Below are 24,431 nucleotides of genomic sequence, written 5' to 3' on the forward strand. Positions count from 1 at the left end.
CTCAAATTGGAAAATCAAAGACAGTGAAAAAACTCTTGTCATAAAAGAAAAAGGTAATTTTTTAGATCTTCACAATAGAAATAATAAAAACTCTTTTAAACCAGTAAAAATAGAAGGAATAAACAAAAACTTTCCTGGGTATTTAAATGATCAAAGATTTCAATCGGTTGATTTATATCAAGAAGGTATTGAAGGGATATTATATAACGATGGCAACACAATCCTTTATTTTAGACCAAATGGCAATGGAGAGTTTGCTCAAGCTAAACTGCTAGAGCGTTTTCCATCGCTGTTTCGTAAAACTACTTATTCACTGACGAGTTTAGAAGGTAACGGTGAGTTACAGCTTTATGTGAATGAAAGTGGTTTTCAAGGTTATCATGATTTTGATGGTAAGTGGAGTGAATTTAAGCCTCTTGAATCGCAAATAATCAATTTGAGCAGTGAACTTCAAGAGATGATAGATGTCACCGGAGATGGAAGAACGGATATCGTAATATTTGAAGGAGAAAGTGTAAGAGTATATCCATCTATAGGTAAAAAAGGATACAAAGAAGCTATTTACAATAGAGCGCCAAAAGATTTGCCAAATCAACGTGTCAGTTCAGAGAGTACTTTAGTACGCTTTGCTGACATGTTTGGTGATGGCAAAAGCCATTTAGTAAAAATAGAAAATGGTAAAGTAGAATGTTGGCCAAATCTTGGCTACGGTAAATTTGGTGAAAAAGTTGTATTTGAAAACGCTCCATATTTTAGGAACGGATTAAATGCAAAAAGACTTTACTTTGCTGACATTGATGGCTCTGGTACTACTGATTTAGTTTATGCTAACCATAATAGTTTAGATATCTATTATAACAATAGTGGTAATTCATTTAGTAAGCCAGTTAATTTGAAATTACCGGTAGATTACAATCAAATTGGTCGTATTGAGTTTGCTGATATTCTAGGAAATGGAACTAACTGTTTGCTTATTAGCTATCTGGATCAAAACTTAAAATTACAGCATCTGTACTACGATTTTTACAACGGAGTAAAGCCGCACTTACTGAAGCAAATAGATAATAACATGGGTAACCTTACCCGTCTTCATTATGCAGCTTCTACTCAGTTTTATTTGAAAGATAGAAAGGCATGGGTAACAAGTCTGCCGTTTCCAGTACAAGTAATTGAAAAAATAGAAACTCTAGACAATATAGTAGGAAGTAAACTTACAAGTAAATATAGCTATCATCATGGATTTTATGATTACACTGAAAAAGAATTTCGCGGATTTGGTTTTGTAGAAACCTGGGACACGGAAGATTTTGCCACTATTGAGAAAAAAGAACATTATGTAGCACCAATTTACACCAAGACTTGGTATCACACTGGAGCTTATAAAAAAGCAGGAGATTTAGTTGAGAGCTATAGAAAGGAATTTTACCAAGGAGATGGTAAAGCGTTAAAAATAACGCCACAAGTATTAGATAAAAATATCATCTCAATAGAGGATAAAAGACAAGCATACCGCGGGATTCAAGGGCAAGTGCTAAGACAAGAAGTATATGGTTTAGATAAAGGAGAAAATCCAACCCTCTACTTGCATCCATATTCAGTCACTGAATCCAGCGCTGCAGTAAAACTACTAAGATCGAGTAAAGATAATACTAATAAAGACTCTAGATTTAAATACGGAATATTCTTTGTTAATTTACAGGAAACTATTAGCTATCATTATGAAAGAAACTGCTGTGATCCACGTATTCAGCACGACTTTGTTTTAGAGGTTGATGAGTATGGTAATGTCACTAAATCAGCAGGTATTACTTACCCTCGCCGAAATCAGCCAAACAATTACTCAGAGCAGCAAAAGTTACATGCTACTTTAGAACATAACTTTTACATTAATAACACTAAAGAATTTTACTTACTTGGAGCTCTCTATAAATCACAAGCTTTTGAGATAGGTGGATTAAGAGTTGCAACAGATAGCTATGTTAACATTAGTGACTTAAGGACACACGTAGAGAAATCTCTACAAAATACGATAAAATTTGAAGAAAACTTAAACTATACAAATCCGCAAGCAAGGATCTTAAGTGAAAATCACAATTATTTTTGGAATAAAGAACAAAATTCTACTTTACCACTTGGCTCGGTAACGCAGCAAGTGCTGCTTCATCACACCGAAGCTATGGCATTTTCTGATAGTCAAATAAAAGAAGTATTTTCAGGCAAAATCACTTCTGATCAGATGCTAAAAGACCTTGGCTACAAAAAAACATCGAATAATCTTTGGTGGGTACCAAGTCCAACACAATACTATTATGGTAGCAATAAATACTATTTACCGGAAAAAGTAATTGATGTTTTTGGCGCTGAAACTGCAGTTGTTTATGATAAATATAATTTACTGCCGATAAAAACAATAGTTAAAGCCACTGCAACCTCAAATTATGAAACCACTGCAGAATATGATTATCAACGTTCAAGTCCAGTAAAACTCACTGATCATAACGATAATGTTTCAGAAGTTATATTAAATCCACTGGGAGTTGTAATTGCCGCTTCAATTTACGGCAGAGAAAACGGAGAAGAAAAAGGTGATAAGCCACTACTCGAATATCAAGTAAGAAAAAATCCAAATTTTGAAGATGTTTTAGGGACAGCAGAAGGAGCAAATGGTCCAGGGCACTACTTACAGAATGCAACAAGTTTCTTTTATTATGACCTAGAAGCATGGAGAAAGAATGGTCAACCTGTGCATGTGATTAATCTGCAGAGAGAGACTCATGTTTCAGAAGGAGCATCGACAAGAATCAGGAGAGTTGTAACTCACATTGATGGGTTTGGCAGAAATCTTGAAACTAAAATGCTCGTGGATTCAGATAGTAAACAATGGCTAGCATCAGGGAGAGTTGTTTATAACAATAAAGGCAAGGAGGTGAAAAAGTATGAACCTTTTTATAGTAATTCACCTTTTTATGACGCCGAAGAGAGTATGCGTAATCAAGGAGTATCTGACACTCTTTATTATGATCCTCTGCTGAGAAACATTCGTATTGATACGGCAAAAGGTTTTTTCAGCAAAGTAGAATTTGATTCATGGACTACCAAGAATTTTGATCTTAACGATACGGTGAAAGATTCAACATACTACCAAGAATTTACCGAGAAATGGAATAAAGCAAGTGCAGAAGAAAAAAGAGCTTTAAAGGATAAAAAAGACGCACTGAGCAAAGCAGAAAAGCATTATAATACACCAACGATAGAGCATTTAGATAGCTTAGGAAGAAAGTTTTTGCAAATAGACATATTAAGCAAGAATGGGCAAAGCAATATAGAGTTAAAATCGCACGTCAAACTTGATATTCAAGGAAATGAACGAGAAAGTGTTGATTCAAGGTTTTATGAGCAAAACCAGGGTAAGGAAGAAAAGATAAAGAATTTTATCCACACCTATTCGATGGCAGGGCTCTTAAAGAGCACCAGTATTGATGCTGGAGAAACCTGGAGTTTAGCAAATGTTGCTGGAAGCAGAGTGTATAGCTGGAATAGCAGAGGAGTATGTACTTATACAGAATACGATCGATTACAACGGCCAAGCAAAGTAAAAGTTACCAACCAAAGCCTGAAATTAGATAATACTGTCGAAAGATTCTTTTACTCTGAGAATATTCAAGATAAAGCTACTAATCGTTATGGAACACTAATTGGTCATTATGATCAAGCAGGACTAACTGAGATTAAAGAAAATGATTTTAAAGGTCAGGTGTTAAAAAGTAGCTACATTCTGAGGAAGAATTATAAACAAGAAGCAAATTGGAAAAGTGTCGAAAGTATTGTTACGGTAAATGCAGATCTTGAGCAGGAAGTGTTTAATTCAAGCATAAAATATAATGCAATTGGCGAAATAATTGAAAAGACTGATCCGCAAAATAATGCTCATATTCCAATTTACGATATAGCTGGCAGAGTGAAGCAAATTAAGCTTAAAAAAGGAGGAGAAACAATTAACAAAGAATACGTTTCAAACATCAGTTATAATGCCAAAGGCCAGCGTACATCGATTACCTATGGCAATGGTGTTGTTACCAGCTATAGCTATGACCCTAAAACTTTTCAACTTACTAAACTAGAAAGTCAAAAGGGACAAAAGAAATTACAAAGTATTCACTATACGTATGATCCAATAGGAAACATTACCTTACTATTACCCACAAATATAAATGGACATAAAAATAAAGTATTACAACATTAAAGTTTGCAAACATTGAGGGTAAAAAATGGCAAACAGGAATAATGAATGGGCTGAAAATGAATTTGGAGATGCTGTACTTGGAGATAAAAGGTTAACTGACCGATTAGTAAATATTGCTGATAGTTTTACAAGTTTACCTGAAAGCTCAATCAATCAGGCGTGTGGAAGTTGGTCAGAAGCAAAAGCAGCATATCGTTTTTTTCAAAATGAGAACGTGAAAGAAGGCGATATTCTAGCTTCACACGTTGCTAAAACAGTTGAAAGAACAAAAGCCCATAAAAAAATTTTTGTGATCCAAGATACAAGTTATATTTCATACACAGACCATGAAAAAACAAGTGGATTGGGAGTTATTACAAGAAAACATAGTCAAGGTATTATAATGCATACAGCTCTAGCTGTTAGTATAGAAGGTTTGGTACTAGGGATACTAGATCAAAAAATTTATTCAAGACCTGAAGAATCTGAAAACATAAAAAAAAAGAACAATGACAGTATCCGCATTGAAGATAAAGAGAGTATAAAATGGTTAGAAACTTTAAGCAACACAAACAACATTATTGATTCAACTCAAACTGAGACTATAACTATATGCGATAGAGAAGCAGATATATATGAGTTTTTTGAGCTTGCATATAATCTTAATTCGGCAGTGTTAGTTAGAGCTTCCAAAGATAGGGCAGTAAATAGAAAATCTCGATATCCTGAAAAAGGTGAGCAGAAGTTATGGGAATTTATTAAATCCTCTCATTGTGCAGGTACGGTAAAAGTTGAAGTTCCTGCAAAAGATAATAAGCCAAAAAGAACAGCACATTTGGAAGTTAGATTCGGAAAGTTTATTATGCATCCATCTAAGAATAGTATTAGGCATAAGACAGAAGAATTACTTAAATTACCACACTATGCAGTTTACGTTGTTGAAAAAGACTTTCCTTCTGAAACAAATCCGCTAGAGTGGATGCTTTTAACAAATCTTCCAGTCAATACCTTTGATGAAGCTGTTGAAAAAGTTAGGTGGTATTGTCTTAGATGGAAAATAGAAATATTACATAAAATTTTAAAATCTGGTCTCAAAGTTGAAGAATGTAGGCTTGGAACAGCAGAAAGGTTGATGCGATATTTAACAGTAATGAGTATTATTGCTTGGAGAATTTTCTTTATTACAACAATTGCAAGAACTGATCCAACATTACCGTGTACTACCTTATTAGCCGAAGAAGAATGGAAAGTTCTATATGTAAAAATACATAGAAAACCATGTTCAAATGCAACTCCTACTATAAAAGAAGCTGTTTCATGGATTGCTCAACTTGGAGGACATTTGGCTAGAAAAAATGATCTAGAACCAGGCCCCATTACTATTTGGAAAGGATGGAGACGTCTCTTTGATCTAGCAGAAGGATGGCGACTTGCTCACGAACTTTATATTTGTGGGTAATAGTAAGATCCAGGTTTGATCAGGATAATATGTCTCCATATAATTTTGTATAACGTTTATCAGTTCAGGAGCTTCATTACGCGTTCTATTTGGTTCTGGATGAATATTAAAGAAAACACTATTGGCAATACGTATTCCTAAAACTGGTCGATTTATAAAAGTGCGGGATTGATAGTTCTCTGACGCAGCATCTATTGGTGTATGTCTAACTTCAGATGGAATGAGTACAATTTCACCTGCCCTTTGCCTGGAAATTATTGCCATATTTTGCTTAGTAGTCCCTTGACTCGTTCCCGGAGCTGACGGGATATCTAAACGATTGTTGTAATAATACATATAAAAAGTTCCTGATCCAGTATTCCAAATATATTCCTGAACGCCTACATCTGAGTTAGGCTCAAGATCAAACCCCCCAAAGCAAATCTGTAATCGATTGCCGGCCGGACTAGACAATTGACTAGAAATATCTCCAATATTTCCAGCTTCTTGAATGGCTAAAATGTCTAATCCATAATTCATCAACGCTTGCACAACATTCCAGCGCGGGCCGTTGGTATTCCATGTGGCTGATGTGAACTCATGTACGTTATTTTTTTGAGGTGGCTGAGCGTTACATATTGGCATAATAAAGCATGCAAGTAACATTGTGAAAAAACATTTCGACATTTTACTTTTGTATAATAAAGATTTCATGCCTTTTAACATATTACATCCCTTTTTTGATTAGAAGATTTTTTTTACTATCTTTTTTCTCTTAAAGCTGAATTTTCTTTTGTAGTTCCTGCGCTTCAAGTTTATGTTATATATATACAAGATTGGTACAAAAAACGTCCAAATTATTTTTTAAAAGTTTATTTTTATCAAAAAAGCTTTGAATTTTATAACTCTCTCATCAGAAAAAAAGTTTTTTCATAAACTTATATCATTTTGATAGCACATCAATCACTCTTTGATGACTTTCTATCATTGCCTTTGCTTCTTGCTGCAAACATTTAATATTTTGAGGTGTTATATCATCCATCTCAGCTGATGCAACTTTCAATTGTGATTGTATTCGCATATATTTATCATCTATTACTTGTTCTAGTTGATAATCAACACAATCCAATCCAGAGGCAAACATCACATTCAGTAGTGGCTTGACCCATCCTATTTTCCCCAATCTTCTTGAATTAACATACTCTATGCTTCTATCTGTTCTGCCAGTACCTATCGATAACAATACAATATCATCATTTGGAAATAACCTCTTAGCACTTGCATATGCACAGGCAGCTGGATTATTGGCAAACACTCCGCCATCTATCAACACTCTCTCTGTTTGGCTAACTTTTAGACGTTTTGGCGCAAAGTACGTTGGGGCAGCTGTTGTAGCTCTGAGTGCATCTTTCAACTTAATGTTTTCTTCTTTCCAACTTTTGAAGAAAAATTCACAATTGTTGTGAATGTCATAACTAGTGAGCAGTAGATTACTCGCAACATCGGCCATAGTGCTTTCGCCGAAGTATTTGTTGAGAATAAATTCCATATTTTTATATGAGTACTGAGAACCACTCAGCCAAGAAGCGATTGATTTTCTCCAAAGTGATGCTTGAAAGATATATGCTCCATACTCTTGGTAAAGTTCAACCAAATCATTGGCAGAGTATTGAAGTTTATTGCTTTTACAAAGTCCAGCAACAATAATTCCACCGGTTGAGGTTCCTGCCATTAAGTCAAAGATCTGGGAAATTGGCTTTTTTGTCCTAGATTCAATTTCTGCTAGAATAATGGCAGGAATTATTCCTCTAATTCCTCCTCCATCTACAGATAAAATGTACTTTGTCATTTGTTATAGTTATTTTTGTCTCTGCTCAAGCTCGTTAACTTCTTCAGCAAGGTTTTTGACCCTTTCTTCAAGACGATAGATGATTTCTGTAGTCCTTTGATTTTGCTCTATAAATTTATCATGCATATGAACTCTTAAGTCGAGCTTAGCTAGCCACCAGATCAATGCTATTGTTTGTATCACCATAGTAGCAATTACTGCTACAGGAATCTTTCCTGTACTTTGGTTTTTCATGTTTTTGTACAAAAAGCTGTATACTAATATATACAAGATTTGTCAAAAATACGTCCAAAAAAATCTTAAGAATTTTTCTTAAAGCTAACTCATTGCATTAAGCAAGTAATGTAAATAATATCATAGATATGAAATTCAGCATTTTTCGAAAACTATTAGTAAATTCGATAATACCAATAATATGTGTTATCTTTTTGTTTCAGCATTGTAAACCATCAAAAATTATACCAATAGAAAGTAAAACAACTAGTGAAGATAGAATAGCATTACGTATTGCAGCTGAAAGCTGCAATTTGGATAACATAAAATCCTTAATAAAAAATGCAGTAAATATCAATGACACCTACTATTTTGGTGCAACATCATTACACTATGCTACAAGTGGAGGCTGTTTAGAAGTTATAAAATTTCTGGTTGAAGAAGGCATTGATATAAATACTACTGATGCTTTTGGCTGGACAGCTTTGCATTATGCTGCACGAAAAGGACATCTAGAAATTACTAAATTTCTACTGGAAAACGGAGCAAATCCTCTTGCTAAAAACAAAGATAAAAAAACTCCTTTAGATCTTGCTGTAGAGGAATTAAATAATAATAAAGAAAAAAAAGATATCTATGAGGAAATTATCAATTTACTTTCCCGTGCCTCCGTAACAGCTGTTACCATACTACGATAGCCTAGGTTATCAATTACATGCTCAGCCTTATTTATTATCCAATCACCATAAACTCCTTTACGAAATCCAGAAAGATTAATCTTTGCTTCGGCAAATAACTCAGGTTTGCCTGGCATTGTGATATTTAGTGTTGCTGTACTGCTCATCAGCTGATTTAATTTTACAGATGCTGCACTTTGCGCCAAATCACTGCTTGCATAAACATCTCGCAGAATATAGCTTGGTTCTTGATCGCCTATTTTTTCTGTTATAGTCTCTGCTTTTTCATAATCATACCAATAGGCAATAACCGAGCCATATTGATTACGCTCATTAAATCTTACTTGCCAACTTGTAATATCTCTAGGTGTTAAAGTAATAGTGCTTAAAGTTTTTCCGGTAACTGATTTTGCTTTCCCTTTTGAAACAAAAAGTAAATATCCTCCTGCAGGTTTTGCTATTGCTCCATAAATTTGAGCAAGCCTGGTTAAAAAATGCATATCGCTCTCTGCAGTCTGATCAATATGCGATATCATGATATTTGCAAACTCTGCAGCAACTTTAGCTTGATAGCCATGTTTGTCTGCAATCTTTTTTACCAAATCATTTAAGGTGATTTGATGCCACTCATTAAACACTTGTTCCTTTAATGACTCTTTTAGATCCGCTGCATGACTTTTAATCTTTAGTGATTGTGGCGGGCCTTGTAGCGTAATTTCATTTACTATATAATCTCCCATTGGCACAATGCCAGTTTCCTTATACCCGAGTAAAATATTTAGCTTTGCCCCAGTTCTAGGAATCTCAAATAATGAATCACGGTCATCAAGATGAATTACAGCAGTATCACTTATTACTCCTGCTTCATCAGTAATATGCATTGATACCAATCGACTTTTCACCAATTCAGTGATGGAAATGCCCTCTACTGAAATACTAAAGTCTGGTGTCATTTTAATCCCATAGTTTTACTACTTGCTTTTGTGTCTCTTTTTGAATAACAGGAAGTTTAATGATTAATCCTGCAGGAAGACTTTTATACTCTGCAAGTCCAGGATTAGCTCTTAACACAATCTCAACTGCTTCTGAGCTGAATCCATAGTAGTTCCAGCAGATTAAATCTAACATATCATTTTCCTTAGTTTTGTAGTACATCATTGTCAGCTGCAGTAAAGTCAGTAGTGTTATTTTGTGATGATAAATTGCTATAATGTTTTAAACTTAAATGAAACTCAATCTTTCTTGGTTCACCATTTGGAAAAAAATATTTCTGCGTTTCTTCTATTTTCACAATAACAAAATGGCCTAAAATGTTACCCTGGCCATCAATAAGTAAAAGAGGTTTCGATGAATTTCGCATATTATTTATTTGCTTCATCCCTCCTGAATAGATTACTCCTGCAAGCTCAACAATGTCCTCTCCAGGACCAATACTTTGAAGCAATGGCTTTTCCCCAATACGCTCAAGTGCAGGCCAGCGATATTCACTTCTACGTGTAAAACCTTGCTCAGTTAATGCAAATCTATATGGACCAAGAGATAACATAATTTAATTTATATCGTAAAGTGCGCCACTAAATTGTTCTCTAATTCGTTCCATTACTTCATCAGCAATGCTGCGTGCATTTTGCCCAGGGCTTGAATGAATATTGATACTAAATTGCATTTTGTTCTCTATAGTCTTATTTTGTGCTGTAATAGGGTGCTTAAGGGAATCACTGATAACGTTATTTACAGATCTAACTTCTAGTCTAGCCTCATTTTTTTTGCTCCACAGATTATTGATTGTTTTAAAAGGCTGAGTAATATTATTCCAAAATTTTCCTATCCAATCAGAAAAAGACTTCCATACAACTTTCACTGATTCCCAAATGGTAATAAAGAAGTCTTTTACTGCTTGCCACTTGATAATCATCAGAGTTGCAGCAACAGCAAAACCACCAATAACCAGTCCCATAGGGTTACTCATTAAGGCAATTGTCAATGCTTTAAATCCAGCAATTATTGCTGGAAAAACTGCAGAAAGACCTATTTTTACCAAAGTAATAACAGATCCAAACACTTTCCAAGTAGACAAAAGAGCGAGTAAGGAACCTTTTACAAAAGTCCAAGCATATCCAAGAGATATAGCTGCTATTTTAATGCTAATCAAGGCTGTAGCAGTACTCGTGATTACTGTAGTCAGTACTCTATACTCCTTGGCATAAAGTGCTACTTGTGTAGTTGCTGACCTGAGAAGATTAACAGTAAAATTTAAAGATGGTAATAATACAAAGCCAAGATTCATTCCCACTTCTGCTATTGAGTTCTTAAGTAACTGAAGATTATTTGCTGTAGTATTTGCTCTATTTTCAAACTCTCTTTGCATTGAGCCTTGATATTCTTCGTTTATTAGTCGCAAAGATTTTCTATACTCATCAAGACTACCAGTAAGTAGCGCTATATCATCTTGATATTCAAGACCAAAGAGGTCAAAGAGAACGCTAGAACGTTCTTGCTTATCTAATTTTGCAACTGTTTCTAAAAACTTAAGTAATGTACCTTGTGCATTCTTACCGATTGCTTTCTCAAACTCCTGAGCATTTATTTTTAACACTTGAAACGCTTTTTGAAAATTGCCACCTTGTTTACTCGCTGTTTGTAGTTTGCTAAGCATTGCATTAATCGCCGTACCTGCCTTTTCAGGAGCTTTACCAAGACTAATAAAGCTGCTTGCTAAAGCTCCTGCCTCCACTGCAGTTAAGCCAAATTGCCTTGCTGTACCACCAATTCTGTTTAGCGTCGGAACAATTTCCTTGGCCTTTGCTGCAGTGTTATCAGAGATATGGTTTATCGCATCACCAATATTTGCCATTTCACCAATTTCAATTTGGTAAATATTAGAAAGCTTAGCAATAGCTTCTCCTGCTTCTTCTGCTGACATATCAAATGCAGTTGCCATTTTGGCCACAGTATCTGTAAAAATTGCAAGATCTTTAGCTGCAATACCAAGTTGACCACCACTTGCAGTAATTTGCGCAAGTTCTGCTGCAGATAGCGGAATTGTTCGTGACATTGCCTTTAATGTTTCCCCAAGCTTTGTTAACCCATTTACATCTTTATCTTCAAATTTTACAACTTTTTTTACATCAGCCATAGCACTCTCAAAACTAATTGCAGCCTTAAGTGGTGCTGCAAGGGTGAGTCCAAGTGTTACAGCATCTATCATTTGAGCTTTGAAATTTACTCTTTGCGCTAGAACTCCTTTACGTTTTTGCATTACGGAATTTAAAGCCGTATAGTTATTTTTAAGCTTTTCAATAGAAGAGCCAAGTTTAGCTTGATCTCCAATAAGAGATTTTATGTCTCTACCACTTTTACTGAACTCCGTGCGTAGTAGGCGAAGAGCACTTCTTTTTTGTAAATAAGCTGTTTTAGCTTTCAGTGCTGCAGCTTTAGACCTTGTAAACTCATTTTGCAGACTCTTACTCGGTTCTTCTGCGTTTTTTATCTGCTGAGCAAGAGATTTTGTTTTTATTTCCAGTTCATTCCAAGAACGCCAAGCAAGCAGAGCATCGTGGCTGAGCTCTTTAAACTTAGACACTGATTTACTTGATGATTCAAGTTGTTTTATCGTACTACCAATACGAGAAAGCTGCTTCGTACTACCTGCCATCGTACTATTAAAACTGCTTTGCAGTGTTGCTCCAATTACTATAGAAATTGCTTTCATTTGTATAACTTTTTGCTACTTTCAAACCACGTAATAAATTCTTTAATATCCATATCAAGCCACTGATTGATTCCACCACCAACCATTGAGCTAAGCGACAATATGCTCAGCCTCAAGTCTTCTGCTGAGACAAAAAACCTTGTAACGCTTCTTGAATCTTACTGTAGTCTGCAAGATCAAGTTCTTCTACTGCTTCTCTTGAAATACTTGCAAGATTTGCAATTAGTGCTACTTCTTTCTCTGCATCGTTATTACTCATACGTTCAACAGCTAAACGATCTCGCACTTTTGGACGGCGCAGAGTTAGCTCTGAGAGTAAAATTCCTTCTACTGTTATTGGGTTATTAAGTTCTACTGTTGTCATGTTTTCCCCTAAAAGTTAATTAAATAAAAACTTCATAGCTTTTACATAACTAATTTTTTTTATTACAGTTTTTGTGTTTGATTGAAGAGGCAACCTAATATAAAAGTTATAGTAGGGGTTATTTCTCTTCAACTTGAATTAATTCTTGAACTTCATCGACAGAAAGACCTGTACACTTGACAATAGTGTTAATATCAACATTATTAGTCAACATCGCTTTTGCAACTTCAATCTTTCCTTCAATCTTTCCTTCAATCTTTCCTTCAATCTTTCCTTCAATCTTTCCTTCAATCTTTCCTTTCTCTTCACCAATTTTGATTCCTTCCTCTTTAGCATCATCAAGTTTTTGAGCAAGGACAGCCTGTTCATCACGAATACGCTTGCTCTCCTGTTCATATGCTATAAACTCTTTTTCTGACCAGTTAAACCTGTTTAGCTCTTCATACGCTTTTTTGATTATTACGTCACTTCCTATTATTCTTTCCAATTCTTCTTCACTTGTTTCATCAGCGTACTTAAAAAAATACACCCACTTCTCAACTATATTTGAAAGCTGATCTTCTTTAGTTTTGGAAAATTTAGGCAGTTCAATAAATACAAAGTAAAAATCTTTTAGATCATGTTCATTAGTATCTTCATCGCGAATAGTGTGCTTTGATTTATACTCGGACTTATCAGGAAACAGTATACAATCTGCTATAGCAATAAAGATAATTTCCTTAAGGTCATGGTATTGATCACCTTTATCTGCTTGTCTTGAATAGGCTTTAGCAGCGTAATATTGGGCACGTTTTTCAAAGCCTTTGGTTTTAGCGACCTGCATCTCAATTATCCATTGTACTCCTGTTGAATCTTTACATAGCACATCAACAATACTTTGCTTTTTAGCGGCAATTTCGGGATCCAAAATAGTACTTAAGAACTCTATATCCTGTATTGCATTTTTGCCAGTAAAGCTCAAAATATCATTTAGAAAGTGAATGAGGATATCTTTATTCTTTTCTGTACCAAAGATACGGCGAAATGCTATATCATTTTTAGGGTCGAGAAACTTAGATAAAGCCATAGCAAAAATACCTAAAGAATATCAATAATTATACAGCATTATCAGTAATTTTTCAATAAAAAAGTGAAAAGAAATCCGTCTATTCCATTAAATCCCTAAAACTGTTTTCAGCAAGGCCATTTGATCAACACCATTTATCTTTCTAATCATATTTTCAGCATCGATCTCTATCAGCTCATTGCCACCTATCGTAAGTTTATAATAATGAGCAGCTACAGTGCATTTTAGAGTGGCTTTTTCAGCAGGTTTCCAGCTACCAAAATCAAATTCTTTGAATATGCCCCTAAGGTTGATTATTACTCCTTCAACATCATTACTTCCACTGCCTTGTAATCCGCCCCTTAGCGTCAAAGATACTGAATTTCCATTTATCAAGCCAAAAAGTCTAAATAGTTCTGAATCATACTCAGCGAAAGTAAAGTCTGCTTCAAGTTTCTCCATGCCCATATCAATACTTACTATTACCCACAAATATAAAGTTCGTGAGCAAGTCGCCATCCTTCTGCTAGATCAAAGAGACGTCTCCATCCTTTCCAAATAGTAATGGGGCCTGGTTCTAGATCATTTTTTCTAGCCAAATGTCCTCCAAGTTGAGCAATCCATGAAACAGCTTCTTTTATAGTAGGAGTTGCATTTGAACATGGTTTTCTATGTATTTTTACATATAGAACTTTCCATTCTTCTTCGGCTAATAAGGTAGTACACGGTAATGTTGGATCAGTTCTTGCAATTGTTGTAATAAAGAAAATTCTCCAAGCAATAATACTCATTACTGTTAAATATCGCATCAACCTTTCTGCTGTTCCAAGCCTACATTCTTCAACTTTGAGACCAGATTTTAAAATTTTATGTAATATTTCTATTTTCCATCTAAGACAATACCACCTAACTTTTTCAACAGCTTCATCAAAGGTATTGACTGGAAGATTTGTTAAAAGCATCCACTCTAGCGGATTTGTTTCAGAAGGAAAGTCTTTTTCAACAACGTAAACTGCATAGTGTGGTAATTTAAGTAATTCTTCTGTCTTATGCCTAATACTATTCTTAGATGGATGCATAATAAACTTTCCGAATCTAACTTCCAAATGTGCTGTTCTTTTTGGCTTATTATCTTTTGCAGGAACTTCAACTTTTACCGTACCTGCACAATGAGAGGATTTAATAAATTCCCATAACTTCTGCTCACCTTTTTCAGGATATCGAGATTTTCTATTTACTGCCCTATCTTTGGAAGCTCTAACTAACACTGCCGAATTAAGATTATATGCAAGCTCAAAAAACTCATATATATCTGCTTCTCTATCGCATATAGTTATAGTCTCAGTTTGAGTTGAATCAATAATGTTGTTTGTGTTGCTTAAAGTTTCTAACCATTTTATACTCTCTTTATCTTCAATGCGGATACTGTCATTGTTCTTTTTTTTTATGTTTTCAGATTCTTCAGGTCTTGAATAAATTTTTTGATCTAGTATCCCTAGTACCAAACCTTCTATACTAACAGCTAGAGCTGTATGCATTATAATACCTTGACTATGTTTTCTTGTAATAACTCCCAATCCACTTGTTTTTTCATGGTCTGTGTATGAAATATAACTTGTATCTTGGATCACAAAAATTTTTTTATGGGCTTTTGTTCTTTCAACTGTTTTAGCAACGTGTGAAGCTAGAATATCGCCTTCTTTCACGTTCTCATTTTGAAAAAAACGATATGCTGCTTTTGCTTCTGACCAACTTCCACACGCCTGATTGATTGAGCTTTCAGGTAAACTTGTAAAACTATCAGCAATATTTACTAATCGGTCAGTTAACCTTTTATCTCCAAGTACAGCATCTCCAAATTCATTTTCAGCCCATTCATTATTCCTGTTTGCCATTTTTTACCCTCAATGTTTGCAAACTTTAATGTTGTAATACTTTATTTTTATGTCCATTTATATTTGTGGGTAATAGTAAGATTAGAGATACAGATGGAAAAACACCAAGGAAAATTGCTGTATTAAGATCACGGCATAATAAGGACAAACCTTATGATGAAATCATTAAGCTACTTGCAGAAGCAGAGGACCGATACGAATCAACAAAAAGTAATCACTAAAGCTGTAAGTTTTCTATAATCTGCATATAAATTTCCAAAACTATCCATAACAAGTTAATATTTTCACATGAAAAAGCAAAAAATCCCAATAGCGGTAATAATAACAATAGTTGTACAGACTGTAGGGTTAATCTGGTGGTTGGCAAAACTCGACCTACGTGTACATATCCATGATAAATTTGTAGAAAAAAAACAAGAACTAATCGAAATAGTCTATCGACTTGAAGAGAGAGTGAAAAACCTCACTGAAGAAGTCAACGAACTTGAAGCTATTCACAAACACAAATAAATTTTACAGTGACAAAGTACATTTTATCTGTAGATGGAGGTGGCATTAGAGGGATAATACCTGCCATTATTCTAGCAGAAATTGAATCTAGGACAAAAAAGCCAATTTCCCAGATTTTTGATTTAATGGCAGGAACCTCAACCGGTGGGATTATTGTTGCTGGACTTTGTAAAAGCAATAAACTTCAATACTCTGCCAATGATTTGGTTGAACTTTACCAAGAGTATGGAGCATATATCTTTCAATCATCATTTTGGAGAAAATCAATTGCTTCTTGGCTGAGTGGTTCTCAGTACTCATATAGAAATATGGAATTTATTCTCAACAAATACTTTGGTGAAAGTACTATGGCCGATGTTGCGAGTAATCTACTACTCACCAGTTATGACATTCAGAATAGTTGTGAATTTTTCTTCAAAAGTTGGAAAGAAAAAAACATTAAGTTGAAAGATGCACTCAGAGCTACAACAGCTGCTCCAACGTACTTCACACCAAAACGTCTGAAAATTAGCCAAACAGAGAGAGTGTTGATAGATGGCGGAGTGTTTGCCAATAATCCAGCGGCTTGTGCATATGCAAGTGGTAAAAGGTTATTTCCAAATGATGAGATTATACTGCTATCAATAGGTACTGGTGGAACAAATAGAAGTATAAAGTATGCTAACTCAAGGAGATTTGGCAAAATAGGGTGGATCAAGCCACTACTGAATGTGATGTTTGCTTCTGGATTGGATTGCGTTGATTATCAACTAGAACAAGTAATAGATGATAAATACATAAGAATACAATCGCAATTGAAAGTAGCATCGACTGAGATGGACAATATTACACTCAAAAATATCAAATCTCTTCAGCAAGAGGCAAATGCAATGATAGAGGACAACCAGAAATTAATAGATAAACTTTGCGATTTCATATCTTAATTTATACCAAGCAAAATTCAACTGAGCCAAAAAAGTTGGTTAGCAAATTCTGTTGGTTAAATCATTAACTAACTTTACTTATATCTTAAACACATTCAATTTTCACACTCACCCAACTCATCAGCAGTTAGGCCACTTGCTCGCACAATAATATCAATAGCAACACCTTCCTTAACTAGATCTTTTGCAATCTTGATTTTCTCTGCTTTTTTAACCTTTTCTTTACCAGTTTGCATTCCTTCAGATAAAGATCTAGCTACCGTATCCAGTAATTCTTGATCCTCAATTTTTTCGCATTTACCTATAAACCCAAAAACTGGCTCATTTTCATATTCTGTTAGTCCAAGAGCTTTAATGTTAACTGATAATGTCTTTGCTATCTTATATAATATTTCAATTGGAATGTCTGTATATCCTCGTTCATAGTCGTGTATTTCTTTAGGTGTTGAACCGATTTTATTTGCCAAGTCCTCCTGAGTGTATTCCCGTATTAATCTCTGCTCTTTTATCCTTTTCCCCACTTTGTAGAGTATAGAATCAGTACAAATTTCTTTCTCTATATCATCATATTCGTAAGTAGATAAGCGAGTCACTTGGGAAATAATATCAACTGAAACTCCTTCTTTCACTAGATTCTTTGCTACTTCTATTTTCGCTTCTTCTTGGCTAATTTTCTCGCTAATATATACAAACCTTACTAATGGATACAGCTTCTTGCGTAATTCCTGATCCTTAATTTCTCTATGTATTTTTGTTAGATAGACTATTTCTTTATCCTCATCTTCATACCAACTGTTTTCTCTTAGTACTGTTGGTCCTGGAAGTAGATCTATAACATTAACTGACAATGCTCCTGCTATTATATACGATTCTTTGATTGTAATAGCCTTGCACCCTAGTTCAAAGTTATGTATTTCCTTATGTGTTAAACCAATTTTGCTTGCTAATTTTGCCTGAGTATACCCTTGTACTATCCTACAACCTTCTATTTTTTTCCCCAGCTCGTAGCTCAATATGCTCTGAATTATCATAGATAAATCCTCTAAAAGCTGTTTTTCCTACAGAAGCAAACATATATTCTATCACAAAAAAATCCACTATTGGCTAAGTTTTTATGAAATCACAAAAATTTCTCAATCATATAATTTGATAAGCCTGTCGTTTGCAAGATAATATCAACAGAAATTCCTTCTTTCACTAAATTCCTTGCAACTTCAATCTTCTTTTCCTCTCTGACCTTTTCTCTATAAACATGTATACCTTCAAATAAAGACTTGATTAGCATATCGCGTAATTCCCGACTCTCAATCTTTTTGTATTCTTCTATCAACTTTGATAGCTTTTCTTCCGCTTCACTATCCTCATCTGATTCGGGAAGTAGATCTATGATACTGATTGATAATACCTTTGCTATTTCATCTAACATTTCAAGTGAGACAGCAGCTCTCCCTTGTTCATATTCGTATATTCCTTGATTTGTTATGCCAACTTTATTCGCTAAATCTTTTTGTGTATATCCTCGTATCAATCTCCACTCTTTTATCCTTTGCCCTACTTTGTATGGAACCGGAATTTTGTTCTCCTCATACTCACCAATAGATAAGTTAGTTGTTCGAGAGATAACATGAGCAGAAACTCCTACTTTCATCAAACCCCTTGCTACTTCTATTTTTACCGCTTTTCTGCTTCTTTCCTCACTCAAACGAATAAATTTGGTTAATAAATAAAATACCTCGCTTAATTCTTTATCTTTATAACCCTTTACTAAATTTAATATTTCTTCATCTTCAAAATATCTTTTTTCATTTGGTAGCGTCTCTCCACAAACTAGACCTTTAACATTTACTGATAATGCTTCTGCTATAGCATATAATTTCTTAATTGGAATTTTACGACTCCCTTTTTCATATTGCAGTATTGCCCAGTACTTTACACCAACCTTCTCCGCTAAATCCTTCTGAGTATACCCTCTCTCTAACCTCCAATTTTTTACTTTTTGCCCTACCTCACAGTCTAGACTTTTTTCCATACAAAGAACCATACATATAATATTTTCTACTATAGCTCAAAGGCTCCAGATATAATGGTAGACTCTGGAACCTTAAAATAAATGAATTAAAGCCCCCTAAAAGTTTCTTTACTATTTTCACGTACTTTATCTACCCATGAAGACAATTTTTCACTTGGGCTATCAACCTCCTTCATAAGCTGCTTGCTATTCCATATGCCACATCTCATAAAACTTCCCTTTTCTACTGCTTCTTTAAGTTTTACTCCAGCAAAAAGACAATTTTTTCCTATTTCTTCGCCTCTTTCTTGTAATTTAGACCACATTTCCTTATTTTCTACTCTGACTTGTACTTGATCATATTTTTTTACATCGTGGTACAATATAATATCTAGCTTACCAATGCTTGTAGGAAATTCTAATATAATAGAGCTTCCATCTGACATATCGATATAGTTTCTTATACCTCCCTTCTCACTTTTAACCTCAACTGCATCATTGCCAATTTTTAAAATATTACTTCCTAGCTCTCTTTTTGCTTCCAGTATTTTGGCTACCTCTACCTTGCTATCCCCAGAAAATTCTATATAGTTATCTAAGTGGGAAAAGTCGCCTCTCCCCACTCGACTTCAGAACCGTACGTGAGACTTTCGCCTCATACGGCTCCTCTATAATTTGGTGCTTGTCATGCACACTTTCTATGTAATTCATCGTGACAATGTCCATGTAACAAGGATAAATTCTTTTTCATATTATTACGTCTGTTTCGGTCAATATGATGTGTTTCTAAGATATCATCATTTTTAAACCAAAGTTGACAATGACCACATTTACCTTGTTGTAACTTCAACAATTTTATTACTCTTGGTAGTTTATCTGGTATCTTCCTTAAACGATTACCCCAATAAACCCAATCGCCATCATATGGAGACTTGGTTCCTTTCACTTTGACATGCCTTTTAATAGCATGATCTCCGTGCTTAATAAGAAGAACTTTGTTATTTGTCATAAATCGCCAATTATCGTTTTTATACTTTTTAAAGTATTTATTTTTAATCCAGTATTTTCCTTTGGTTGGGTGCCTGTAGACTGCCCACTTCCAGATGTTTCTAAACATTACACTGTCAATAAACCTAAAGGTCTTGTTTGACACAACCGAAGAATAATATTTGCTCCACCCTCTAGTAATTGGGTTAAGCTGTCTTATTACTGTTTCTTGTGTTGATCCTCTTAATCCTCTAATCTTATGTTTTATAGTGAGTGTATGCTGTTTTCTGGATTCACGACTTGGTTTGACTAATAATTTATAACCCCTCTTATTATTTTTCGTAGAGTAATGCCTTATTGAGAAACCAAGAAAATTAAATCCTGGCTTTTCTCCATTTTGAGTATGAGAAATCTTTGTTTTTGAAGGTTTCAATTCTAGTCCAATGGTTTTGAGCCATTCTTCAACTATCATTTTTGCCTTCAGAATGATTTCCTTACTCTCATGTATGATGATAAAGTCATCTGCGTAGAAAATTACACTTAATGAGCTTTTTGCTTCTCTACTGCTTGCAACACCACATTTCATCTTCCTATATTGAAGAAGTTCACTCCATAACGTTTCTTTGATATATTGTTCTAATCCATTTAATGCAACACAAGCAAGTAACGGTGAGATCGTCCCTCCTTGAATTGTACCACGTTTTGTGGATTCAAATTTTCTGTTTTCCATTACTCCAGCTCTTAACCATCCTTTTATAATTCTTCTAAAGGTTGGTGTAGTGTTAAGTTTTTCCAACAGAGCATTTTGATTAATATTATCAAAACATCCAGAAATATCAGCATCTAAACAGTACGCTGTTTTCCAATTCAGTGAATTAAATATGGCTTCAATAGCATCATGACATGACCTACCAGGTCTAAAACCATACATGTTCGGTTCAAATCCTACCTCCCACTCTGGCTCTAGTGCCATTTTCATAAGTGTTTCTTTTGCCCTATCTGAGATAGTAAGTATACCAAGAGGGCGATATTCTATTGGTTTTCCAGGTTTTGGAATCCAAACACGTTTTGATGGTTTCGCTTTTTCTCTAACATTTAAAGAATATGCTAATTGCAATCTTTCTTTATGATTAAGATTTGCTTTTCCATCAATACCTGCAGTTTTCTTCCCTCTGTTATCTTGAGTTACTTTTCTGACAGCAAGTAGTTTTGCACTTATTGAATTGAGTAATAATCTTTGAAGTTTATGTACCTTCTTCTTATCATTACATATTGCAGCTTGGTAAATTCGCTTTTGTAGCTTAAATACAAATTTCTCAACTTTACGCCAAGGAATTGTATTCCATTCATACCTAACAAATTGTTGGTCTATAACATATTTACTACTATTCACAACTTTACCCTCCAAATTATAGTGTCCACGTCTGCATATCCCAAATATTACTTTGGGCATTAGCTTCTTGGACAATCCCTCCAATGTAAGTGCTTATGGCTGGCTGCCTACTTACATTCAAATGAATATAAGAGCACCTATATGGTTATCCCGTTTCACGATTTTGTTTCGTGTTAGACTTAGGTTCTTACTTTTTACCGGAAGCTGAGAACATCTATAATCAAAGACATCTAACTTTAATTCCTCGTATGCTTCATACCATTTTGGTCTATGCGTAAAACAACCTTAATTTCGCATATTCAATATAACGACAATTCAATCATAAGTTTCTCTTGTAACCATATCTAACTCTGTTTGCAGGAGTTTGCTATAAGGTTTAGCATTACCTGCTTTTATCTCATGCTTGCATCCTAAAGGTTGCCATTCTTTAAAATGTGAGACATACATTATCCCTGATGTCTAGGGAAGATGGAATCTAACCATCACAAAATCGCAACTTCGGGTCGCACCGATGTTGTATTATCTATCTCAACATCTATTAATTCTCCTTCTTGCACAGCACTTTCTCCAGCTTTCTCTAGTTCTTCTAGTCTCTCATCTATCTGTGGCTGAACTTCTGGTTGTAGCTCATTATAGATTTCACCTATCAATTTATTCTCCAATAAAGTATCATGAAACTCTGCACCGTTTAGCATTAATTTACGTATTAGCTTTTTACGATCAGCCTTATCAAATTTATGAAAATGTGTGCCCAGTATCACATATTCCGCGAGGCTCCACTCTCCATCATTACATGCATTTAGCCTTGCTCCAGCAGCTAGTGCTTCGTCTACAACCTTGTGCAGTTCATTTGGACTTTTTGCTCTTACCACAGCACTCTTAAACCAGCTCAACTTTTCTGCACTTGGCTTTATTTTTTTCAAAGCTGAAGCAAATGGATTTTTATCTTCTTGATCACTTACAGGTTTTGTGCCATAAACATAGTCAAATCCTTTCCCATAGTTGATTTTGTTTTCGCGAACTTCTCTACCAGGGAAAGGTGCTATTTCTTCAGGCTTTTTAGCCTTATTAATTTTGCTTACAAAGGTGGATTGCTCCTTAGTACGACCAATTCCTACAATAGCATTTAACACCTCACCTTTTGATAATCTATCAAGATCAATGTTTAACTCGTAAGTACCTCCTTCTTGATCATCAAAAGGTACAATTATTTTATTAACCATATTAGCCTCCGCTATTAAATATACTTTACTAAGTCTATAACCTACTTTATTACTTTATTATTAATTCAATATATACTTTCTCATTAATTATAAGCAATGATTAATGTGATTGCAAATACTTTCTTCATTCAAGTAGTTAAACAACTCATGAAAATCTTCAAACATCTGCTTTATAACAGTCCTTGCTCTTTAAAGCTAAAATACCCAACACTTGTGATGATAATGTGATCCAGCAACCTAATCCCTATAGTCTGACAAGCTTTAGCCAAGTCTTTAGTTACAGCTTCATCCTCATCAGATGGCTTTAACCTTCCTTCTGGGTGGTTATGCGATATTATTATTGACGTCGCTTTTCTTATTAATGCCTTTCTTGTTACTTCTCTTATGTAAAAAGGTACCTTATCCACTGTACCAGTGAACACTTCTTCCCCCTTTAAACGGCACTTTTGATCAAAATATATTATTTTCATCTTTTCCTCCTCTGAATAACCAATACTCACCCTCAAATATTTTACTATGGTTTCCAAGTTATCCATTACAGGTCCTTTCTTTAACTCTTCTCTTGGTACTCTCTTTGCAGCTTCCTTTAGGCATAAAATTACTGCTACTGTAGAGTCAGTTATCCCTTCTATAGTTTTCAAGTCATCTATTTCCTGGCCTAAAACTCCTCCTATTCCAAAATTATCTATTAGCTTTCTAGCAATAATTCGAGCTTCTTCCCTGTCATGCACTGCACTTAGAAACGTTTCTATTACTTCACGATCAAGTAGTGCTTTACCGTTGCTTTCTAATGCTCTGAATTCTATTTCTTCTCTACGATCTTTCTTATTATTCATAAAAATTACCCTTCACTAATAACAAAATGTTTTTATATATTTACTGCTGTTTTTTGTCAGCATTGGCATAAGGCCATAGCTTTTGAGTGAAGTCAAATCAATTTTTCAATCTTTTTTACTTATTTTTTCATCAAAAAGTAAAGATATTAATAGATACTGATTTTTTATTTTAAATTTGTTGAATTTCGTCTAAAGAGATGCCCACTGTTTTTAAAATAATATTGATAGAAATTCCTTCCTTAACTAAATTCTTTGCAATTTTCATCTTTTCTACTCTCTTCACTTTCTCTTTGCAAACTTGTATGCTTTCAAACAGAGATTTTATGAGTACATGACGTAATTCTTGGCTTTTAATCTTTTTGTATTCTTCTATTAACCTTGATAGTTCCACTTCACTATTCTCATTTTCTCTTGTTTCTGGAAGCAGATCTGTAATATTAATTAATAGCATCTTTGCTATTTCATCTAACATTTCAAGTGAAACAGCAGCTCGTCCTTGTTCATATTCATATATTCTTTGATTTATTATGCCCACTTTACTTGCTAAATCTTCCTGAGTGTATCCTCTTCTCAACCTCCATTCTTTTACTCTTTGACCTACTTTATACGGAATGGAAATTTTTTTCTCATCATTATCATATTCATCAACAGATAAATTGGTTGTTCGAGAGATAACATGAGCAGAAACTCCTTCCTTAACCAAACCCTTTGCTACTTCTATTTTTACCGCCTTTCCACTTTCTTCCTCACTAATACGGATGAATTTAGTTAATAAATAAAACGTTTCACGTAATTCTTGATCCTTAATCTCTCTATGTCTTCTTACTAGATTTAATACCTCTTCTCCCTCATACCTTCCCTCATTTGATACTTCTTGTACGCAAGCTAGATCTCTAGCAGTTGTTGATAATGCTTCTGCTAATTCATATAACTTCTTAATTGAAATTCTGCGTGTTCCTTTTTCGTATTGAAGTATTACCTGATATGTTGTTCCGATTTTTTTTGCTAAATCTTTTTGAGTATATCCCTTTGCTAATCTACGATTTCTTACTTCCTGTCCTATTACTTTGTAATCTAAAAAATTAGAGCATTTATTCTCTTTTTTCACATTTTATACTCCATAACCAGAAGAGCTG

At 34.5% G+C, this 24,431-nt stretch carries 21 protein-coding genes and 4 pseudogenes; 6 read left to right on the plus strand and 19 right to left on the minus strand.

Annotation, left to right across the window (positions count from 1 at the left end):
• Positions 1–352: 352 nt before the first annotated feature.
• Together MJ631_RS02795 and MJ631_RS02800 are read left to right on the plus strand one after the other, a co-directional pair.
• Entirely contained in the window at positions 353–4,243 is a 3,891-nt protein-coding gene (locus MJ631_RS02795) for a toxin TcdB middle/N-terminal domain-containing protein (protein WP_262986623.1), read from the plus strand.
• Between the two features lie 25 nt (positions 4,244–4,268).
• Positions 4,269–5,681 (plus strand): IS4-like element ISWosp2 family transposase, encoded by a 1,413-nt coding sequence (locus MJ631_RS02800; protein ID WP_214303148.1) that lies wholly within the window; start codon positions 4,269–4,271, stop codon positions 5,679–5,681.
• Here the strand turns inward: MJ631_RS02800 and MJ631_RS02805 are convergent.
• The 3 genes from MJ631_RS02805 to MJ631_RS02815 form a co-directional block, all read right to left on the minus strand.
• Positions 5,634–6,386, minus strand: coding sequence for an exonuclease/endonuclease/phosphatase family protein (locus MJ631_RS02805; protein ID WP_262986624.1), 753 nt, complete (start codon positions 6,384–6,386; stop codon positions 5,634–5,636). The two genes, MJ631_RS02800 and MJ631_RS02805, sit on opposite strands and share 48 nt — an antisense overlap.
• A gap of 217 nt (positions 6,387–6,603) precedes the next feature.
• The gene (locus tag MJ631_RS02810) at positions 6,604–7,509 is read right to left on the minus strand and encodes a patatin-like phospholipase family protein (protein WP_262986625.1); all 906 of its coding nucleotides are present in this window, start codon (positions 7,507–7,509) and stop codon (positions 6,604–6,606) included.
• Positions 7,510–7,518: 9 nt separating this feature from the next.
• Entirely contained in the window at positions 7,519–7,743 is a 225-nt protein-coding gene (locus MJ631_RS02815) for a hypothetical protein (protein ID WP_262986626.1), read from the minus strand.
• 128 nt (positions 7,744–7,871) lie between these two features.
• Between MJ631_RS02815 and MJ631_RS02820 the strand changes: the two genes are divergently transcribed.
• Positions 7,872–8,420, plus strand: coding sequence for an ankyrin repeat domain-containing protein (locus MJ631_RS02820; protein WP_262986627.1), 549 nt, complete (start codon positions 7,872–7,874; stop codon positions 8,418–8,420).
• Here MJ631_RS02820 and MJ631_RS02825 read toward each other — a convergent pair.
• The 8 genes and pseudogenes from MJ631_RS02825 to MJ631_RS02860 form a co-directional block, all read right to left on the minus strand.
• A complete protein-coding gene (locus MJ631_RS02825; RefSeq protein WP_262986628.1) occupies positions 8,357–9,352 on the minus strand; it encodes a phage late control D family protein in 996 nt (331 codons plus the stop codon). The genes MJ631_RS02820 and MJ631_RS02825 overlap by 64 nt on opposite strands.
• A gap of 1 nt (position 9,353) precedes the next feature.
• Complete coding sequence (locus MJ631_RS02830) at positions 9,354–9,527, minus strand: tail protein X (protein WP_244226844.1); 174 nt, start codon at positions 9,525–9,527, stop codon at positions 9,354–9,356.
• Between the two features lie 10 nt (positions 9,528–9,537).
• Positions 9,538–9,945, minus strand: coding sequence for a phage tail protein (locus MJ631_RS02835; protein ID WP_262986629.1), 408 nt, complete (start codon positions 9,943–9,945; stop codon positions 9,538–9,540).
• A gap of 3 nt (positions 9,946–9,948) precedes the next feature.
• Positions 9,949–12,111, minus strand: a complete 2,163-nt coding sequence (locus MJ631_RS02840; RefSeq protein WP_262986630.1) for a phage tail tape measure protein — start codon at positions 12,109–12,111, stop codon at positions 9,949–9,951.
• Positions 12,112–12,223: 112 nt separating this feature from the next.
• Entirely contained in the window at positions 12,224–12,475 is a 252-nt protein-coding gene (locus tag MJ631_RS02845; protein ID WP_262986631.1) for a phage tail assembly protein, read from the minus strand.
• Between the two features lie 118 nt (positions 12,476–12,593).
• Positions 12,594–13,541 carry an Rpn family recombination-promoting nuclease/putative transposase gene (locus MJ631_RS02850; RefSeq protein WP_262986632.1) on the minus strand — a complete coding sequence of 316 codons (948 nt, stop codon included), beginning with the start codon at positions 13,539–13,541 and terminating at the stop codon, positions 12,594–12,596.
• Positions 13,542–13,628: 87 nt separating this feature from the next.
• Positions 13,629–14,000: pseudogene (locus MJ631_RS02855) on the minus strand (phage major tail tube protein); the annotation flags it as partial.
• A gap of 2 nt (positions 14,001–14,002) precedes the next feature.
• Positions 14,003–15,415, minus strand: a complete 1,413-nt coding sequence (locus MJ631_RS02860) for an IS4-like element ISWosp2 family transposase (RefSeq protein WP_214303148.1) — start codon at positions 15,413–15,415, stop codon at positions 14,003–14,005.
• Positions 15,416–15,495: 80 nt separating this feature from the next.
• On the opposite strand from MJ631_RS02860, the pseudogene MJ631_RS02865 reads away from it, so the two are divergent.
• The 3 genes and pseudogenes from MJ631_RS02865 to MJ631_RS02875 all read left to right on the plus strand — a co-directional run.
• A pseudogene (locus MJ631_RS02865) lies at positions 15,496–15,636 on the plus strand (ankyrin repeat domain-containing protein); the annotation flags it as partial.
• 67 nt (positions 15,637–15,703) lie between these two features.
• Positions 15,704–15,925, plus strand: coding sequence for a hypothetical protein (locus tag MJ631_RS02870; protein WP_262986635.1), 222 nt, complete (start codon positions 15,704–15,706; stop codon positions 15,923–15,925).
• 8 nt (positions 15,926–15,933) lie between these two features.
• Positions 15,934–16,848 carry a patatin-like phospholipase family protein gene (locus MJ631_RS02875; protein ID WP_262986636.1) on the plus strand — a complete coding sequence of 305 codons (915 nt, stop codon included), beginning with the start codon at positions 15,934–15,936 and terminating at the stop codon, positions 16,846–16,848.
• Positions 16,849–16,943: 95 nt separating this feature from the next.
• Here the strand turns inward: MJ631_RS02875 and wmk (MJ631_RS02880) are convergent, their stop codons facing one another.
• The 8 genes and pseudogenes from wmk (MJ631_RS02880) to wmk (MJ631_RS02915) form a co-directional block, all read right to left on the minus strand.
• Complete coding sequence (gene wmk, locus MJ631_RS02880; RefSeq protein ID WP_143688974.1) at positions 16,944–17,879, minus strand: WO male-killing family protein Wmk; 936 nt, start codon at positions 17,877–17,879, stop codon at positions 16,944–16,946.
• 89 nt (positions 17,880–17,968) lie between these two features.
• Positions 17,969–18,877 (minus strand): WO male-killing family protein Wmk, encoded by a 909-nt coding sequence (gene wmk / locus MJ631_RS02885; protein WP_006013992.1) that lies wholly within the window; start codon positions 18,875–18,877, stop codon positions 17,969–17,971.
• An 86-nt stretch (positions 18,878–18,963) separates the two neighbouring features.
• Positions 18,964–19,449, minus strand: a pseudogene (locus MJ631_RS02890) (hypothetical protein); the annotation flags it as partial.
• A gap of 92 nt (positions 19,450–19,541) precedes the next feature.
• Complete coding sequence (locus MJ631_RS02895) at positions 19,542–21,296, minus strand: reverse transcriptase domain-containing protein (protein ID WP_214303292.1); 1,755 nt, start codon at positions 21,294–21,296, stop codon at positions 19,542–19,544.
• Positions 21,297–21,551: 255 nt separating this feature from the next.
• A complete protein-coding gene (locus MJ631_RS02900) occupies positions 21,552–21,683 on the minus strand; it encodes a hypothetical protein (protein ID WP_255521118.1) in 132 nt (43 codons plus the stop codon).
• A 62-nt stretch (positions 21,684–21,745) separates the two neighbouring features.
• Positions 21,746–22,459 (minus strand): annotated as a pseudogene (locus tag MJ631_RS02905) (hypothetical protein); the annotation flags it as partial.
• Between the two features lie 170 nt (positions 22,460–22,629).
• Positions 22,630–23,295: a JAB domain-containing protein gene (locus tag MJ631_RS02910; RefSeq protein WP_143688756.1), complete on the minus strand. Its 666-nt coding sequence runs from the start codon at positions 23,293–23,295 to the stop codon at positions 22,630–22,632.
• Positions 23,296–23,464: 169 nt separating this feature from the next.
• Entirely contained in the window at positions 23,465–24,403 is a 939-nt protein-coding gene (wmk, locus tag MJ631_RS02915) for a WO male-killing family protein Wmk (RefSeq protein WP_262986639.1), read from the minus strand.
• Positions 24,404–24,431 lie beyond the last annotated feature (28 nt).

Origin of the sequence: Wolbachia endosymbiont of Oryzaephilus surinamensis, from assembly GCF_025617515.1 — a bacterium.
Lineage (GTDB): Bacteria > Pseudomonadota > Alphaproteobacteria > Rickettsiales > Anaplasmataceae > Wolbachia.

Bases quoted from the DNA above. Each gene is read 5' to 3' on its own strand.
- MJ631_RS02815 (WP_262986626.1), bottom strand. From the start codon at position 7,743: ATGAAAAACCAAAGTACAGGAAAGATTCCTGTAGCAGTAATTGCTACT.
- MJ631_RS02900 (WP_255521118.1), bottom strand. From the start codon at position 21,683: ATGTATGTCTCACATTTTAAAGAATGGCAACCTTTAGGATGCAAGCAT.
- MJ631_RS02805 (WP_262986624.1), bottom strand. From the start codon at position 6,386: ATGTTAAAAGGCATGAAATCTTTATTATACAAAAGTAAAATGTCGAAA.
- MJ631_RS02835 (WP_262986629.1), bottom strand. From the start codon at position 9,945: ATGTTATCTCTTGGTCCATATAGATTTGCATTAACTGAGCAAGGTTTT.
- MJ631_RS02870 (WP_262986635.1), top strand. From the start codon at position 15,704: ATGAAAAAGCAAAAAATCCCAATAGCGGTAATAATAACAATAGTTGTA.
- MJ631_RS02800 (WP_214303148.1), top strand. From the start codon at position 4,269: ATGGCAAACAGGAATAATGAATGGGCTGAAAATGAATTTGGAGATGCT.
- MJ631_RS02825 (WP_262986628.1), bottom strand. From the start codon at position 9,352: ATGACACCAGACTTTAGTATTTCAGTAGAGGGCATTTCCATCACTGAA.
- MJ631_RS02850 (WP_262986632.1), bottom strand. From the start codon at position 13,541: ATGGCTTTATCTAAGTTTCTCGACCCTAAAAATGATATAGCATTTCGC.
- MJ631_RS02840 (WP_262986630.1), bottom strand. From the start codon at position 12,111: ATGAAAGCAATTTCTATAGTAATTGGAGCAACACTGCAAAGCAGTTTT.
- MJ631_RS02810 (WP_262986625.1), bottom strand. From the start codon at position 7,509: ATGACAAAGTACATTTTATCTGTAGATGGAGGAGGAATTAGAGGAATA.
- MJ631_RS02820 (WP_262986627.1), top strand. From the start codon at position 7,872: ATGAAATTCAGCATTTTTCGAAAACTATTAGTAAATTCGATAATACCA.
- MJ631_RS02845 (WP_262986631.1), bottom strand. From the start codon at position 12,475: ATGACAACAGTAGAACTTAATAACCCAATAACAGTAGAAGGAATTTTA.
- MJ631_RS02830 (WP_244226844.1), bottom strand. From the start codon at position 9,527: ATGTTAGATTTAATCTGCTGGAACTACTATGGATTCAGCTCAGAAGCA.
- MJ631_RS02895 (WP_214303292.1), bottom strand. From the start codon at position 21,296: ATGCCCAAAGTAATATTTGGGATATGCAGACGTGGACACTATAATTTG.
- MJ631_RS02910 (WP_143688756.1), bottom strand. From the start codon at position 23,295: ATGAATAATAAGAAAGATCGTAGAGAAGAAATAGAATTCAGAGCATTA.
- wmk (WP_143688974.1), bottom strand. From the start codon at position 17,879: ATGATAATTCAGAGCATATTGAGCTACGAGCTGGGGAAAAAAATAGAA.
- wmk (WP_006013992.1), bottom strand. From the start codon at position 18,877: ATGGAAAAAAGTCTAGACTGTGAGGTAGGGCAAAAAGTAAAAAATTGG.
- MJ631_RS02860 (WP_214303148.1), bottom strand. From the start codon at position 15,415: ATGGCAAACAGGAATAATGAATGGGCTGAAAATGAATTTGGAGATGCT.